Source organism: Klebsiella sp. TF21-TM (genome assembly GCF_019753495.1).
GTDB lineage: Bacteria > Pseudomonadota > Gammaproteobacteria > Enterobacterales > Enterobacteriaceae > Klebsiella > Klebsiella quasipneumoniae.
Map to the genome: position 1 here is coordinate 84,280 of NZ_JAIJYL010000005.1, position 15,459 is coordinate 99,738.

A 15,459-nucleotide genomic window follows, 5' to 3' on the forward strand; every position below is an offset into this window, starting at 1 on the left:
CTGCAAGTCAAACTTGCAGTCAAATGGGGCGGATACTCTCTTCATCCAGATCGGCGTCGAAGAAACGACGCAGGGTCTGGATGTTATTATCCGCAATAATCGCGTCGCGCGCCTGCGCGAGCTTCTCTTCATAAATAGCCTGCCGCCACTCCAGCGGCGTGCGCATCGCGGGATTATCGTCTTCCACGATGGTCAATTCAACCGGCGTACCGTACAACACCCCCAGCGCTTCAGCCAGCTTTTGCTGCGCGCCGGCGGAATTGAGGTGGCGCTGACTGGGGCGCAGATGCAGACAGACGCGATTGCCCTCCTGCTCTTTCCACGCGTTGAGCGCCACCTGCTCGACCAGCTTCGGTACCGCCAGCTGGCTCACTTCCGCCGCCCAGCTGTCGCGCTCGACCGCTTCAACGGCAAGCTTAGCCGCCAGCTCCGGCGTTTTTTCATGCTCCAGCGCTTTTTTCAGCGCTTTAGGCGTGGCGACTTCGACTTTGGTCTCTTCAACCACCGTCGTCGCCTTCCAGCGATAGGCCTCTTTCTTCGCCGGGGCCTGCTCCAGCGCCGCCGCGGCCGGACGAGCCTGGACGCGCTCGGTAATCGAACTCAGTCGCTCCAGCGCAGCGTTATTCACCGGCCGCGCGCGGGAAGCGGCTGCCGGTTCACTCTTTTTTGGGGTGGTTGCTCCCTGGCTGCGCTGCAGGTGGCTGCGGGCCGCCAGCACCTGGCTGGTGGTCGGCGGCAAACTCTGCGACGGCTGCGGCGGCATCGCTGCGGGGGAAACCGGCTGGCGCGGCGCGGGCGCGGCGGCCAGTGCCGGCTGCACCTCCGGCTCGGGCAGCGGCTTACGCGGATGAAACGCCAGGGCGCGCAGCAGCGTCATTTCGACGCCCATCCGCCGGTCCGGGGCATAGGGCAGCTCTTTGCGGCCAATCAGCAGCGTTTGGTAGTAGAGCTGAACGTCGCCCGGCGGTACGGTGCGCGCCAGTTCGCGCATTCGCACTTCGACCGCGGCCATGTCGGCGCCCAGCGCCGAAGGGGACAGCTGAACCATGGCGATGCGGTGCAGCAGGCTCTGCATCTCCACCAGCAGCGCCTCCCATTCAACGCCGCGCGCGGCGGCGTCATTGACGCCCGCCATGACCCGCTCGCCATCGGCGGCGACCAGGGCTTCAATCAGCGACAGCGCCTGATCGTCATCGAGGGTGCCGAGCATGGCGCTCACCGACGCCGCCGTCAGTTGCCCTTCTCCACTGGCAATAGCCTGATCGGTCAGACTTAATGCATCACGCAGACTGCCGTCGGCGGCGCGCGACAGAAGCTGCAGCGCGCGGGGCTCGAAGGCAATCTGCTCTTCGCCAAGAATATGCTCCAGCTGATGGCGGATCTGTTCAACGTCCAGCGCCTTCAGGTGGAACTGCAGGCAGCGGGATAAGATCGTCACCGGCAGCTTCTGCGGATCCGTCGTCGCCAGCAGGAATTTGACGTGCGCCGGCGGCTCCTCCAGCGTCTTTAATAACGCGTTGAAGCTGTGGCGCGACAGCATATGGACTTCGTCGATGAGATAGACCTTAAAGCGGCCGCGGGCCGGCGCGTACTGGACGTTATCCAGCAGGTCGCGAGTATCTTCGACTTTGGTTCGCGAGGCGGCGTCAATCTCAATCAGATCGACAAAGCGCCCCTGTTCTATTTCCCGGCAGTTATCGCACACGCCGCAGGGGGTGGCGGTGATGCCGGTTTCACAGTTTAACCCTTTCGCCAGCAGGCGGGCGATGGAAGTCTTACCGACACCGCGGGTACCGGAAAAGAGATAAGCGTGATGAATGCGCCCTAACGACAAGCCGTTCGCCAGTGCGGTCAGCACATGTTCCTGGCCGACGACGTCAGCAAAGGTTTGTGGGCGCCATTTACGGGCTAAGACCTGATAACTCATGGGCTGGCTCTGAAACGCTGGAAGGTGAAATCACGAAGGGGTCATGCTATCACAGCCCCGCCCGATCGGCGAGGCTATGTGGAGGGATTTGCTTAGTGGCCCGGGAACGGCACCAGACTGTAGCAGTGGACCCCCAGCTTCTCCAGGCGCTGTTCGCCGCCCAGATCGAAGAGATTGATAATGAAAGCGGCATCCTGTACTTCGCCGCCGAGACGGCGGATCAGTTTGACCGTCGCGTCGATGGTTCCGCCGGTCGCCAGCAGATCGTCCACCACCAGCACTTTGTCGCCCGGTTTGATGGCGTCAACGTGGATCTCCAGCTGATCGGTGCCGTACTCCAGCTCATAGCTCTCAGCGATGGTTTCACGCGGCAACTTACGCGGCTTGCGTACCGGAACAAAGCCCACGCCCAGCGCCAGCGCAACCGGTGCGCCGAAAAGGAAGCCACGCGCCTCAGTCCCTACCACTTTGGTAATTCCCGCGTCTTTGTAGCGCTCGGTCAGCAGTTCAATGCTGAGCGCGTAAGCTTTCGGGTCTTCCAGTAAACTGGTGACATCGCGGAAAAGAATGCCAGGTTTTGGATAATCCTCGATACTCTGGATGCTGTTCTTCAGATATTCAAGCTGCTGTGCAGTTGCGGTCATAAGTGTATGCCTGATTGAAACGGTGTTACCCACGGGCGTGCAAAAGGGGCCAAAGAAACATTTGTTTAACCTTTGACCAGGCTTACCCGCGCTCGAAAACGCCAGAATTTACTGGCTGTCAGCAACAATTGCAACAGGCATTATTGCGCATCAGTGCTTTTGTTGCTTTGCGTCAACCACCGGAATGCGCCACATAAAGATCAGCAGACAGGCCAGAATGACCAACAGCATGATGCGCACCCACGTAAGCTTAACCAGCCACAGTGAAATAGCAAAAGTCGCTACGATCATGGCAATGGCACGCGGTTTGGCGCCGCGGGGCATGGCGCGGTACTGCTGCCAGTGGCGAAGATAGCCGCCGAACCATGAGCGATACAGCAGCCACTGGTGAAAGCGCGGCGATGAGCGGGCAAAGCACCAGGCGGCGAGCAGAATAAACGGCGTCGTCGGCAGCAACGGTAAGAAAACGCCCAGCGTACCCAGCGCTACCGCCAGCCAGCCGATAATGGTTAAAATAACAGGTGGCATAATGCGAATCGTTATCAAACAGATACGGCTACTGTAGCACAGTTGGCTGATGGAAAATGGAGGGGGCGGGTGAAAACAGCTCAACTTTTACAAACGCTGAACAATCAGCTCAGCGAGCTGGCCGCGCTGGTGGCGCCGCTGGCGGAGCACGCGACCCTCAGCCCGCGCTTTGACCGCCAGCTCTTCCACACCCGCAGCACGCTGATGCAGGCCTATCTGGCGGAAGCCCAACACAACTTCAGCCAGCTCCGCCAGGCCGTCGAGCGCCAGCAGCTGCCGCAGGTAGCCTGGATCGCCGAGCGGCTGGCGGCGCAAATCGCCGCGCTGCGTCGCGAAACCGCCACCTGGTCGCTGCGCAGTTGGGACCATGCCTCGCCAACGCTGAGCCGCTGGCAGCGCCGTCGCCTGCAGCATCAGGAGTATGAGCGCCGCCTGCTGGCGATGCGCGACCAACGCCAGCGCCAGCTGACGCAGGCTACCAGCCTTGACGAGCAGCAGCGGCTGGCCAGCGAAGTCGAGGTCTACAGCGGACGGCTGGCGCGCTGTCGACAGGCGCTGGACAAGATTGAAAACGTACTGGCGCGGCTGACGCGCTAACAGGAGAGTCTGATGTCGCTGGAAAATGCCCCCGATGAGGTCAAACTGGCCGTCGATTTAATCATGTTGCTGGAGTCGCATCAGATCCCGGCGCAAACGGTGCTGGACGCGCTGGAAATTGTCAGGCGGGATTATGCAAACAAGTTAAAAAACGCGGAAAGCGCCTCGCAAACGCCGCAGAAGTAAGATGTTGCCCACGACGAAGTGCTGGCAGAGTGGTCCTCTGCGCATGACGCCGATGGAGGCAATATTGATGGAAAAGGTCAGTCAAACCCCGCACGATGCGGTTTTTCGCCAGATGCTGATGCATCAGGCGGTGGCGAAGGATTTCCTGCAGCTGTATCTGCCCGCGCCGTTTCTGGCAATTTGCGAGCTGGATTCACTGCAGCTGGTCTCCGGTAGCTTTGTTGAAGAGGACCTGCGCGCCAGCTATTCCGATATCCTTTACTCACTGCGCACCCGCCACGGACCGGGCTATGTTTACGCGCTGATTGAGCACCAGAGTACCCCGGACAAGCTGATGGCGTTTCGCCTGCTGCGCTACGCGCTGGCCGCCATGCAGCGTCATCTGGACGCTGGCCACGACACGCTGCCGCTGGTGGTGCCAATTCTGTTTTATCACGGCAAGGTCAGCCCCTGGCCCTGGCCCCGCAACTGGCAACAGCTATTCGCCGAACCGGCGCTGGCGAAGGCGCTCTATAGCGGTGATTTTCCGCTGGTGGACCTCACCGTTATGCCAGATAATCAGATCGTCCGTCATCGGCGTATGGCCATGCTGGAGCTGTTGCAAAAGCATATCCGCCATCGCGATCTGGCCGAGCTGCAGGTGCCGCTGATTGCGCTGATGACGCAAGGCTATCTGACAGAAGCGCAGTTAAATACGCTGCTGCGCTATATGTTGCAGGCGGGTACCACGGAACATCCGGGGGCGCTGATCCGCGCGCTGGCGGCGCAGTCGCCCAGACATAAGGAGCTGATGATGACCATTGCCGAATGGCTGGAAGAGAAAGGCCGTAAACAGGGGCAGCAGGAGGGCGAACAGGAAGCCACTCGCAGCATCGCCGTCAGAATGCTGGCGCGCGGCCTCGAACGTCAAATCGTGCGGGAACTCACCGGGCTTAGCGACGAAGAGCTCGCCGCGCTGACGCCCTGATGCAGCAGGGGCGGCTTTGCGCCGCCCCTTTTCAGTTAAGACGCGACGGAGGGCGCTAAATCGTCACCCTTTCCGTCCCGCTTCACTTCCGTGACCTCGTCGCCCTTTTCATTTCGCAGATGGACTTCCAGCTGGTTAAAGGCAATGTTGATGTCATTCTCCCGGCACAGACGGTCGATGGCGCGGTTGAGCTCATCCACCGTGTAGCTGCGATCGCGCAGTTCACGGACATACAGACGCAGTTCATGATCCAGGGTACTGGCCCCGAAGGTGGTGAAGAAGACCGCTGGCGCTGGCTCCTGCATCACTTTCGGATGATCGTGCGCGACCTTCAGCAGCACCTCCTTCACCTTATCCAGATCGGAACCGTAGGCGACGCCGAGGCGGATCACCACGCGGGTCACGGTGTCGGAGAGCGACCAGTTGATCAAGCGCTCGGTAACGAACGCCTTGTTCGGGATGATCACCTCTTTGCGATCGAAATCGGTGATGGTGGTGGCGCGAATACGGATTTTGCTTACCGTACCGGAGAAAGTGCCGATAGTCACCGTATCCCCAATGCGCACCGGACGTTCGAACAGAATAATCAGGCCGGAGACGAAGTTACCGAAGATCTCCTGCAGACCAAAACCTAAACCAACCGACAGCGCGGCCGCCAGCCACTGCAGTTTATCCCATGAGACGCCCAGCGACCCGAATACCGTCATCGCCCCGATGGCGATAATCGCATAGTTAAGAATGGTGGTGATGGCGTAGGAAGTCCCCTGGCGCATGTTGAGACGCGACAGGACCAGCACCTCCAGCAGCCCCGGCAGGTTGCGGATCAGCGCCCAGGCAACCATCGACGCCACAATGGCAAACAGCAGGCTGCCCATCGTGACGCTGCGCACCACGCTGGCCCCTGCCTCGGTGCCGTTGTAATGCCAGAGGGTAATGCTGTCGAGATAGGCGAAAACGGTGATCAAATCCGACCAAATCGCCCAGAACATGACCGCGAACAGCGCGATCATCACCAGCATGGTGATGCGTAACGTCTGCTGGTTGACCTGCTCGAGGGCGATAGTCGGCTCCTCCTGCGGCTCGGCGCCTTCCGCGCCCTCCTTCACCAGATGCTGACGGCGCGCCAGCGCCCGGCGCCAGGCGATGCGCCGCGCCGCCACGCTCAGGCCGCGCAGCACAGTCTGGTACAGCAGGTTCCAGATCATGACCAGATAGACGGTCTCGATCCAGCGTCCCGCCAGGCGCAGCGTGGTGTAGAAGTAGCCGGTCGCCGTTAGCACCATCAGGGCCACCGGAACGATAGACAGCACTGTGATCGTCAGCAGGCGCAGGCTGTGCGACTCTTTATCGCGCCAGCTTTCCCGGCACATCGGCCAGACCAGCACCGCTATCAGCAGTAAGTTGAAGAAAATCACCAGCTGCCCCAGCACGTCGTCCATCAGGTTCAGCGGCGACAGCTCGGAAATCACCGACCAGAAATTCAGCGGCAGCAGCGCCAGGCTGACGCGAACAATCTGCCGCCGCCAGTGGCTGGTCAATTGCGCCGGCATATTAAAGTGGCTGACCGCTACGCCGTTCTTTTCCAGCACTTTCCAGCACAGGCCAAACACCAGCCAGAACATCGCCAGCTTTTTACTGTATGCCCACAGTAGAGCACTGATATTGAGCTGCATGGTGAGTAAGATCAGGCCAATCGCCAGAATCACCAGCACCACCGGTAAGGCGCGGATCAGGTCGATAAGGATCGCCTTCGGCGTATGCAGTTGGGTATCATTCCGCAGCTGGCCTACCTGGGAGGCAAGCTTTGCCTGATAATCCTTGAGCCACTGCAAACGCCAGCGGATCAGGCCGGCAATCAGCAGCAGCGGTAATCCGGCAAGAAAAGCGACAAACACCGCCGGCCACGCTTTTTCCCAGTTCACGGTGATTTTCATCGCCTTAAACTGACCTTTCAGCGCTTCCGGGAAGGCCTTAATCCACTCCCAGTCCATCGGTTTATTGCTGTTCACCCAGAAAATTTGCTGGGTCAGAATTTCTTTCAAGCTGCTCGAGACGCTCATCAGCTGCTGCTGGTTGATCTGCAGGTTGATGGCCATCATCAGCTGATTCCCCAGCTGTTTATTGAACTGGTCGAGCAGCTCCCGGCGCATGTCGATCACTTCCAGCAGCGCGGCGTGCACTTCATCGTTTACTTCAGCGCTGTGCCCCTCTTCCAGCTTAGCGACATAGGCATCGCTCTGGAACAGCGCGTCGCGTTTCTGATTCACCTCGAACTGTTCGAGCCGCAGATCGGCAATGCGATTGGTCATATCCTGCAGCTCATCCGCCGACGGCAGCGTCTGCTGCTGCTGGTAGAGAATGCGCGACAGCAGCAGGCTGCCCTTGAGCACGGAAATTTGCTCTTTAATATCCCGCTCAGACTGCAGGGCGCGGTCGAGCCAGTTCTTCACCTGAATATTGCGCTGCACCAGCTGGTTGCCGTTCTCCGTCGCCTGAATCAGTTTCTCGCTCAGCTGGTGGTTGATATCCAGCTCCTGCTTGACCAGCGGGTTGGCCTGAATACGCGCCGTTTCGTCGGGCGTGACCGCCTCCTGGGCGGTTTTCTCAGTCAGGGTCAGCCGCTTGCTGTTCACCGCCTCCTGCAGCAGCTGCAGCTGATGCTCCAGCCGGTTGCTCCAGGCGGTGACGTAGTCACGCTGCTTCTGCAGGGTATCCTGCAGCACCGTATTGCCTTCGAGGCTCTTGCGCTGCTGCTCGATCTGCGCGTTAAGCAACGCCTGCTGGGCCTGCAGCAGCACCTGCTGGGTCGGACGCAGAGTCTCATCCCCCACCGAGGTGCCATTCAGACGATTGCGGATCTGCTGCAGCTGCTGGGAGGCTTTGTACATCGCATTTTGCACGCGTTCCGGCTGCGTTTGCAGGGAAACCAACTGGCTGTTGTAGGTCGCCAGATCGTTTTGCGCATTCTGCAGATCGTCCAGCGTTTGGGTGACGCGCGATTCCAGCTGACGCAGGGAGAGCGTGCTCAGCGTTTTGCGCGTCGCGTCGTCGTTCGGGACATCGCTCAGATTGTTAAGGCTGTCCACCGCCTGGCGCAGCTTCGCCGGGGCTTGCTCGACCTGCTGGCGGAGCTGCGTCGTCTCGCTCTTGATGCGATCGATTTTATCCAGCGTTTCCAGGGTCTGGGTCAAATCCTGCTGGACCAGTTTGTCCTGCGGAGTCAGTTCTTTTTGCTTGTTTAATGTATTGAGCTGACTCTGCACCTCCGCCCGGTCAGGGAGGTCCGCGGCGCGGCCCTGAACTGGACTGAAAAGGCCAATAAAACAGAGCAGCATAATGATAAAGATGAACGTGGCGCGTTGCCTGGAGATCGTGTGCAGCATAGTTAATATGAATGAATGCAAATGCCGGAGAATACCGGGGGTCGTCGCAAGCGCGAAGAATAGCACTTCTCATCGCTGGCGAATAGCGGCGGACGGCGCTAAAAATTCACGTCCCTCCGCGCGCGACGTTTACGCTGACAGGTTCTCCGGGCCGCGCAGCGTGGGGCAGAACTGATACATCTCCAGCAGGATGGCGACATAGTCGCGCGCTTCCGCATGCAGGTCGAACGAGTCGGGGGCAAACAGCCAGTTCTCCATCAGGCCGGAAAGATAGCTGCGCATTAAAATCGCCGCTCGCCGGGTGAGTAAATTGGCGGGCAACAGCTTCGCGGCGATGCACTCTTTCAAGGTCTGCTCGATGCGCTCGTAGCTCGCCAGGGATAACTGCCGCTGGGCCTGCTGCACCACGGTCATTTCACCGACGAATTCACACTTATGGAAGATAATCTCCATCATCAACCGACGGCGCTCCTCTGTCACCGTCGCTTCAAGAACATAGACTAGTATCTCCCTGATAACTGAGAGTGGATCGTTAGGGAATTTTGCCCGATACTCAATTTCGAGATCGCTAATACTGGCGTCTGACAGCTCCCAAATTTCGTTGAATAAATCTGATTTATTCTTGAAATGCCAGTAGATAGCCCCCCTCGTTACACCCGCAGCTTTTGCAATTGTTGCCAACGAGGTAGATGATACGCCTTGCTGCGAAAACAGACGCAGAGCAACATCCAGAATCAGTTGCCGGGTTTCACGTGCCTGTTGTTTGGTTTTTCGTGCCATAGGTTAATGACTTTACAGAGGTTACGTTTACATACATTTGTGAATGTATGTACCATAGCACGACCATAATAGAAAGACTGTAGTGGGTTTGTGGTTGTTTGAGCCACTGAACATTTTGAAATTGGACACTCGAGGTTTACATATGAACAAAAACAGAGGGTTAACGCCTCTGGCGGTCGTTCTGATGCTCTCAGGCAGCTTAGCGCTAACAGGATGTGACGATAAACCGGCTCAACAGGGAGCCCAGCACATGCCGGAAGTCGGTATTGTGACGCTCAAATCCGCACCTCTACAAATGACCACCGAACTGCCAGGCCGCACCAGCGCCTATCGCATTGCGGAAGTCCGCCCTCAGGTCAGTGGCATTATTTTGAAACGTAACTTCGTCGAAGGTAGCGATATCCAGGCCGGCGTCTCCCTGTATCAGATCGATCCAGCCACCTATCAGGCCAGCTATGACAGCGCCAAAGGCGACCTGGCAAAAGCCCAGGCGGCGGCAAACATGGATCAACTGACGGTCAAGCGTTATCAGAAACTGTTAGGCACTAAGTATATCAGTCAACAAGACTACGATACCGCCGTCGCGACGGCGCAGCAGAGCAATGCGGCCGTGGTCGCGGCGAAAGCGGCCGTGGAAACCGCGCGCATCAATCTGGCCTACACCAAAGTCACCTCGCCGATCAGCGGCCGCATTGGTAAATCCGCGGTGACCGAAGGGGCGCTGGTGCAGAATGGTCAGTCAACCGCTCTGGCAACCGTTCAGCAGCTGGATCCGATCTATGTTGACGTCACCCAGTCGAGCAATGATTTCCTGCGCCTGAAACAGGAGCTGGCCGATGGCCGTCTGAAACAGGAAAACGGTAAAGCGAAAGTGGAGCTGGTGACTAACGACGGTCTTAAGTATCCGCAGTCCGGCACCCTGGAGTTCTCGGATGTGACCGTCGACCAGACCACCGGCTCTATCACGCTGCGCGCCATTTTCCCCAACCCGGATCACACCCTGTTACCGGGGATGTTTGTCCGCGCGCGTCTGGAAGAAGGGGTTAACCCTGACGCCCTGCTGGTGCCGCAACAGGGCGTGACCCGTACGCCGCGCGGTGACGCCAGCGTCATGGTAGTGGGTGAAGGCGATAAGGTCGAAGTCCGCCAGGTCACTGCTTCTCAAGCGATTGGCGATAAATGGCTGGTCACTGACGGTCTGAAATCCGGCGATCGCGTTATCGTCACCGGCCTGCAAAAAATCAAACCAGGCGTGCAGGTAAAAGCGCAGGAAGTAGCTTCTGATGATAAACAGCAAGCCGCAGGCAACGCGCCATCAGAACAAACCAAGTCTTAACTTAAACAGGAGCCGTTAAGACATGCCTAATTTCTTTATCGATCGCCCCATATTTGCATGGGTGATCGCCATCATCATCATGCTGGCTGGGGGATTATCGATCCTCAAATTGCCGGTGGCGCAATATCCGACGATTGCGCCGCCAGCAATTTCCATTACCGCCATGTACCCCGGTGCTGACGCCGAAACCGTGCAGAACACCGTGACTCAGGTTATCGAACAGAATATGAACGGTATCGATCACCTGATGTACATGTCCTCGAATGGCGACTCCACCGGTACGGCGACCATCACCCTGACCTTCGAATCCGGTACCGATCCGGACATCGCCCAGGTTCAGGTTCAGAACAAGCTGGCCCTGGCCACCCCTCTGCTGCCGCAAGAAGTACAGCAGCAAGGGATCAGCGTTGAGAAAGCGTCCAGCAGCTTCCTGATGGTTGTCGGCGTCATTAACACCAACGGCACCATGAACCAGGACGACATTTCGGACTACGTGGCGGCCAACATGAAGGACCCGATCAGCCGTACCAGCGGCGTCGGCGACGTTCAGCTGTTCGGTTCCCAGTACGCGATGCGTATCTGGATGGATCCGAATAAACTGAATAACTTCCAGCTCACGCCGGTGGACGTGATCAGCGCGCTGAAAGCGCAGAACGCCCAGGTAGCCGCTGGTCAGTTAGGCGGTACGCCGCCGGTGAAAGGCCAGCAGCTCAACGCCTCCATCGTCGCGCAGACGCGTCTGACCAATACGGAAGAGTTTGGCAACATTCTGCTGAAGGTGAACCAGGATGGTTCCCAGGTTCGTCTGCGTGATGTCGCCAAAATTGAACTGGGTGGCGAAAGCTATGACGTGGTGGCGAAGTATAACGGCCAGCCTGCGTCCGGTCTGGGTATTAAACTGGCTACCGGCGCGAACGCGCTGGATACCGCCAACGCGATCCGCGCTGAACTGGCGAAGATGGAGCCGTTTTTCCCGTCGGGGATGAAAATCGTTTACCCGTATGACACCACCCCGTTCGTGAAAATCTCTATTCACGAAGTGGTTAAAACGCTGGTGGAAGCGATCATCCTGGTCTTCCTGGTGATGTATCTGTTCCTGCAGAACTTCCGCGCCACCCTGATCCCGACCATCGCGGTGCCGGTGGTCCTGTTAGGGACCTTCGCGGTGCTGGCGGCGTTTGGCTTCTCGATAAACACCCTGACGATGTTCGGGATGGTGCTCGCCATCGGCCTGCTGGTGGATGACGCCATCGTGGTGGTCGAGAACGTCGAGCGCGTCATGGCCGAAGAAGGCCTGCCGCCGAAAGAAGCGACGCGTAAATCGATGGGGCAGATTCAGGGCGCGCTGGTAGGTATCGCCATGGTGCTGTCGGCGGTATTTATCCCGATGGCGTTCTTCGGCGGCTCAACCGGGGCCATCTATCGCCAGTTCTCCATCACCATCGTTTCCGCGATGGCGCTATCGGTACTGGTCGCGCTGATCCTGACGCCGGCGCTGTGCGCCACGATGCTGAAGCCTATTCAGAAAGGCAGCCATGGCGCGACCACGGGTTTCTTCGGCTGGTTTAACCGCATGTTCGATAAGAGCACGCACCATTACACCGACAGCGTAGGCAACATTCTGCGCAGCACCGGTCGTTATCTGGTGCTGTATCTGATCATCGTGGTGGGTATGGCGTGGCTGTTCGTTCGTCTGCCGAGCTCGTTCCTGCCGGACGAAGACCAGGGGGTGTTCCTGAGTATGGCCCAGCTGCCTGCCGGTGCCACCCAGGAGCGCACGCAGAAAGTGCTGGATGAGATGACGAATTACTATCTCACCAAAGAGAAGGACAACGTGGAATCCGTGTTTGCGGTTAACGGCTTCGGCTTCGCCGGCCGCGGCCAGAACACCGGTATCGCGTTCGTCTCGCTGAAAGACTGGAGTCAGCGTCCAGGCGACGAAAACAAAGTTGAAGCGATCACCGGTCGGGCGATGGGCTATTTCTCGCAGATTAAAGACGCGATGGTCTTCGCCTTTAACCTGCCGGCTATCGTTGAACTGGGTACCGCGACCGGCTTTGACTTCCAGCTGATTGACCAGGGCGGCCTGGGACACGAAAAACTGACCCAGGCACGTAACCAGCTGTTTGGCATGGTGGCGCAGCATCCTGACGTGCTGACCGGCGTGCGTCCTAACGGTCTGGAAGATACACCGCAGTTCAAAGTCGATATCGATCAGGAAAAAGCCCAGGCGCTGGGCGTCTCCATCAGCGACATTAACACCACGCTGGGCGCCGCCTGGGGCGGAAGCTATGTCAACGACTTTATCGACCGCGGCCGTGTGAAGAAAGTGTACATCATGTCCGAAGCGAAATACCGTATGCTGCCGGAAGACATCGGCAAGTGGTATGTTCGCGGCAGTGATGGCCAGATGGTGCCGTTCTCCGCCTTCTCCACCTCGCGTTGGGAATACGGTTCGCCGCGTCTGGAACGCTACAACGGTCTGCCATCAATGGAAATTCTTGGCCAGGCAGCGCCAGGCAAGAGTACCGGTGAGGCGATGAGCCTGATGGAAGAGCTGGCGGGTAAACTGCCGTCGGGTATTGGCTACGACTGGACCGGGATGTCTTATCAGGAGCGGCTGTCCGGTAACCAGGCCCCTGCCCTGTATGCCATCTCGCTGATTGTCGTCTTCCTGTGTCTGGCAGCGCTGTATGAGAGCTGGTCGATTCCGTTCTCGGTCATGCTGGTCGTACCGTTGGGTGTGGTCGGCGCGCTGTTAGCCGCCACCTTCCGCGGTTTAACCAATGACGTTTACTTCCAGGTTGGCCTGTTGACCACCATCGGCCTGTCGGCGAAGAACGCGATACTGATCGTTGAATTCGCCAAAGACCTGATGGAGAAAGAGGGCAAAGGGCTGATTGAGGCGACGCTTGAAGCGGTACGTATGCGTCTGCGTCCAATCCTGATGACCTCCCTGGCGTTTATCCTTGGGGTTATGCCGCTGGTTATCAGCTCCGGAGCGGGCTCCGGTGCGCAGAACGCCGTAGGTACAGGCGTAATGGGCGGGATGGTGACCGCGACGATCCTGGCAATCTTCTTCGTGCCGGTGTTCTTTGTGGTGGTGCGACGCCGCTTTAGTAAGAAATCGGAAGATATTGAGCACAGCCATCAGGTTGAGCATCATTAATCTGCACTGATGAACAAAGGGCCGCTACTGCGGCCCTTTTTTTGATCATTACCCACAGGGCACATATTGCCATTGTTTATTTTTCGCGCTGCATTTAATATATATTGATGTGTTCCCTGCTATATCTATCACGCTGTTTAGCCCTTAGGATCTTCTTACGCTCATTTACCAGGAATAATCCTAATATCATCATCACGGCCGGCGGTTTCTGAACGCGACGACTGCCTGCCTTAAGCCAATGATTGATAAGACATCTCTATTTTTCAGGCTGCGCGCCCGGGTCGGAGAATTTAATTGGTCTATTTTTAAGATAATTTCTCTCTGATAATTGTAATTTTTCGTAATAGCACGATGAAATCTGTTGGAGAGTGGATTATAGTTAAATCAGCAGGATTACTCAGTTAGTGTCAGGTCAGTTAGTCGTGTTCATCCCACAACGGTGTTTGTTAGTCGTCGTTTAAACCACTCAAAAGGGGATGCGTTATGGACGAATACTCGCCAAAAAGACATGATATCGCACAACTACGCTTTCTCTGCGAAACGCTGTATCATGACTGCCTTGCAAACCTGGAAGAGAGCAACCATGGCTGGGTCAACGACCCGACATCGGCTGTCAATCTCCAGTTAAATGAACTGATCGAGCACATTGCCACATTCGCCCTTAATTATAAAATTAAGTACGCTGAGGATAATAAGCTGATCGCTCAGGTTGACGAATATCTGGACGATACATTTACGTTGTTCAGTAACTACGGCATTAACTCTACGGATTTGCAAAAGTGGAAAAAATCCGGTAATCGGTTATTTCGTTGTTTTGTCAACGCCAGCCGGGAAAATCCGGCCAGTCTTTCGTGTTAGGATTATTACAATCAAAAGGTGGAATTATGTCTGATAAGCCATTAACTAAAACAGACTATTTGATGCGCTTACGCCGTTGCCAGACAATTGACACGCTGGAGCGCGTCATTGAAAAAAACAAATATGAACTTTCTGATAATGAGCTGGCGGTATTTTACTCAGCCGCCGATCATCGTCTGGCTGAACTGACCATGAATAAGCTGTACGATAAGATCCCGACGTCCGTCTGGAAATTTATCCGCTAATTACCGCGCCCGACGCGATCTGCTGACCGGGCGGTAATCGCCAGCCTCAGCAGGGTATCTTTGTGATAGTCATCACATCATTTAGCCAACAGCAAACCTGTAATCGGTTTCTTTTTTATACTGCTGCGGCCATCTAACGTCAGGTATAAGGAAGACCAATGAGTGAAGAAAAACGCAAAATGATCGCCGGTGAGCTCTATTTATCTGGCGACCCAACGCTACGCGCCGATCGCCTGCGCGCCAGACAGCTGCTGCACCGTTACAATCATTCCGCCCCGGATGCGCAGGAAGAACGTCAGCGTATTCTCGCCGAGCTGCTCGGTCGCGCTGGCGATGCGTATATCGAGCCAAGCTTTCGCTGCGACTACGGCTACAATATCTTTCTCGGCGCCGGTTTTTACGCCAATTTTGACTGCGTGATGCTGGACGTCTATCCTATCCATATTGGCGATAACTGCATGCTGGCCCCGGGCGTCCATATCTATACAGCCACCCATCCGCTGGATGCGGAGGCCCGAAACAGCGGCCAGGAATATGGCAAACCGGTGACCATTGGCCACAATGTGTGGATTGGCGGTCGGGCGGTGATCAATCCCGGGGTGACCATTGGCGATAATGCGGTCATCGCGTCCGGAGCGGTGGTCACTAAAGACGTCCCCGCCAGTACCGTTGTCGGCGGCAACCCGGCGCAGATCATCAAGCGCCTTCCGCCGCCAAATGCGTAACTGTTATGCTTTTCTGTAACCGATCTGTTACTTTCTCCGCAGAATACTGCAACATAAAATAGCCTTCAGGCTGAGCCTGCCACGCCCGAACCACCGGGCGCACGGGGCAGGCTT

General features: G+C 57.2%; 14 protein-coding genes and 1 other annotated feature. Of the genes, 8 read left to right on the forward strand and 6 right to left on the reverse strand.

Annotated elements, in window-relative coordinates; all coding sequences use genetic code 11:
* Window positions 1-19: 19 nt before the first annotated feature.
* From dnaX to K5R89_RS06625, 3 genes are all read right to left on the reverse strand, one after another.
* Window positions 20-1,927, reverse strand: coding sequence for a DNA polymerase III subunit gamma/tau (gene dnaX, locus K5R89_RS06615; RefSeq protein ID WP_217259257.1), 1,908 nt, complete (start codon window positions 1,925-1,927; stop codon window positions 20-22).
* Window positions 623-687 (reverse strand) — a sequence feature (DnaX frameshifting element). (Overlaps the previous gene by 65 nt.)
* Before the next feature lie 92 nt (window positions 1,928-2,019).
* The gene (apt, locus tag K5R89_RS06620) at window positions 2,020-2,571 is read right to left on the reverse strand and encodes an adenine phosphoribosyltransferase (protein ID WP_023288650.1); all 552 of its coding nucleotides are present in this window, start codon (window positions 2,569-2,571) and stop codon (window positions 2,020-2,022) included.
* Between the two features lie 150 nt (window positions 2,572-2,721).
* On the reverse strand, window positions 2,722-3,099 hold the full coding sequence (locus K5R89_RS06625; protein WP_004204740.1) for a DUF454 family protein: 378 nt from the start codon (window positions 3,097-3,099) through the stop codon (window positions 2,722-2,724).
* A 69-nt stretch (window positions 3,100-3,168) separates the two neighbouring features.
* Here K5R89_RS06625 and priC point away from each other — a divergent pair, with 69 nt between their 5' ends.
* The 3 genes from priC (at window position 3,169) to K5R89_RS06640 (ending at window position 4,849) form a co-directional block, all read left to right on the forward strand.
* Window positions 3,169-3,696 (forward strand): primosomal replication protein N'', encoded by a 528-nt coding sequence (priC, locus tag K5R89_RS06630; RefSeq protein ID WP_048296890.1) that lies wholly within the window; start codon window positions 3,169-3,171, stop codon window positions 3,694-3,696.
* A 12-nt stretch (window positions 3,697-3,708) separates the two neighbouring features.
* Window positions 3,709-3,882 carry a pleiotropic regulatory protein RsmS gene (gene rsmS / locus K5R89_RS06635; RefSeq protein WP_004204742.1) on the forward strand — a complete coding sequence of 58 codons (174 nt, stop codon included), beginning with the start codon at window positions 3,709-3,711 and terminating at the stop codon, window positions 3,880-3,882.
* 67 nt (window positions 3,883-3,949) lie between these two features.
* Window positions 3,950-4,849, forward strand: a complete 900-nt coding sequence (locus tag K5R89_RS06640) for an Rpn family recombination-promoting nuclease/putative transposase (protein ID WP_217220199.1) — start codon at window positions 3,950-3,952, stop codon at window positions 4,847-4,849.
* A 35-nt stretch (window positions 4,850-4,884) separates the two neighbouring features.
* On the opposite strand, the gene mscK is transcribed toward K5R89_RS06640, so the two are convergent.
* Window positions 4,885-8,232, reverse strand: a complete 3,348-nt coding sequence (gene mscK, locus K5R89_RS06645; RefSeq protein WP_048334197.1) for a mechanosensitive channel MscK — start codon at window positions 8,230-8,232, stop codon at window positions 4,885-4,887.
* Window positions 8,233-8,361: 129 nt separating this feature from the next.
* Window positions 8,362-9,012 carry a multidrug efflux transporter transcriptional repressor AcrR gene (gene acrR / locus K5R89_RS06650; RefSeq protein ID WP_023288646.1) on the reverse strand — a complete coding sequence of 217 codons (651 nt, stop codon included), beginning with the start codon at window positions 9,010-9,012 and terminating at the stop codon, window positions 8,362-8,364.
* 142 nt (window positions 9,013-9,154) lie between these two features.
* On the opposite strand from acrR, the gene acrA reads away from it, so the two are divergent.
* The 5 genes from acrA to maa all read left to right on the forward strand — a co-directional run bounded on the left by acrA (window position 9,155) and on the right by maa (window position 15,345).
* Window positions 9,155-10,348 (forward strand): multidrug efflux RND transporter periplasmic adaptor subunit AcrA, encoded by a 1,194-nt coding sequence (gene acrA, locus K5R89_RS06655; protein ID WP_023288645.1) that lies wholly within the window; start codon window positions 9,155-9,157, stop codon window positions 10,346-10,348.
* A 22-nt stretch (window positions 10,349-10,370) separates the two neighbouring features.
* A complete protein-coding gene (acrB, locus tag K5R89_RS06660) occupies window positions 10,371-13,517 on the forward strand; it encodes a multidrug efflux RND transporter permease subunit AcrB (RefSeq protein WP_023288644.1) in 3,147 nt (1,048 codons plus the stop codon).
* A 483-nt stretch (window positions 13,518-14,000) separates the two neighbouring features.
* Window positions 14,001-14,375, forward strand: coding sequence for an Hha toxicity modulator TomB (gene tomB / locus K5R89_RS06665; RefSeq protein ID WP_002892066.1), 375 nt, complete (start codon window positions 14,001-14,003; stop codon window positions 14,373-14,375).
* A gap of 26 nt (window positions 14,376-14,401) precedes the next feature.
* Entirely contained in the window at window positions 14,402-14,620 is a 219-nt protein-coding gene (locus K5R89_RS06670) for an HHA domain-containing protein (protein ID WP_002892050.1), read from the forward strand.
* A 158-nt stretch (window positions 14,621-14,778) separates the two neighbouring features.
* On the forward strand, window positions 14,779-15,345 hold the full coding sequence (maa, locus tag K5R89_RS06675; protein ID WP_217259258.1) for a maltose O-acetyltransferase: 567 nt from the start codon (window positions 14,779-14,781) through the stop codon (window positions 15,343-15,345).
* Here maa and K5R89_RS06680 read toward each other — a convergent pair.
* A complete protein-coding gene (locus K5R89_RS06680) occupies window positions 15,317-15,448 on the reverse strand; it encodes a hypothetical protein (protein ID WP_162543094.1) in 132 nt (43 codons plus the stop codon). The two genes, maa and K5R89_RS06680, sit on opposite strands and share 29 nt — an antisense overlap.
* Window positions 15,449-15,459 lie beyond the last annotated feature (11 nt).

Excerpts from the sequence above, each read along its gene's own strand:
- tomB (WP_002892066.1), top strand. The coding sequence starts at position 14,001 with ATGGACGAATACTCGCCAAAAAGACATGATATCGCACAACTACGCTTT.
- acrB (WP_023288644.1), top strand. The coding sequence starts at position 10,371 with ATGCCTAATTTCTTTATCGATCGCCCCATATTTGCATGGGTGATCGCC.
- acrA (WP_023288645.1), top strand. The coding sequence starts at position 9,155 with ATGAACAAAAACAGAGGGTTAACGCCTCTGGCGGTCGTTCTGATGCTC.
- dnaX (WP_217259257.1), bottom strand. The coding sequence starts at position 1,927 with ATGAGTTATCAGGTCTTAGCCCGTAAATGGCGCCCACAAACCTTTGCT.
- acrR (WP_023288646.1), bottom strand. The coding sequence starts at position 9,012 with ATGGCACGAAAAACCAAACAACAGGCACGTGAAACCCGGCAACTGATT.
- K5R89_RS06670 (WP_002892050.1), top strand. The coding sequence starts at position 14,402 with ATGTCTGATAAGCCATTAACTAAAACAGACTATTTGATGCGCTTACGC.
- apt (WP_023288650.1), bottom strand. The coding sequence starts at position 2,571 with ATGACCGCAACTGCACAGCAGCTTGAATATCTGAAGAACAGCATCCAG.
- K5R89_RS06640 (WP_217220199.1), top strand. The coding sequence starts at position 3,950 with ATGGAAAAGGTCAGTCAAACCCCGCACGATGCGGTTTTTCGCCAGATG.
- mscK (WP_048334197.1), bottom strand. The coding sequence starts at position 8,232 with ATGCTGCACACGATCTCCAGGCAACGCGCCACGTTCATCTTTATCATT.
- rsmS (WP_004204742.1), top strand. The coding sequence starts at position 3,709 with ATGTCGCTGGAAAATGCCCCCGATGAGGTCAAACTGGCCGTCGATTTA.
- maa (WP_217259258.1), top strand. The coding sequence starts at position 14,779 with ATGAGTGAAGAAAAACGCAAAATGATCGCCGGTGAGCTCTATTTATCT.
- K5R89_RS06625 (WP_004204740.1), bottom strand. The coding sequence starts at position 3,099 with ATGCCACCTGTTATTTTAACCATTATCGGCTGGCTGGCGGTAGCGCTG.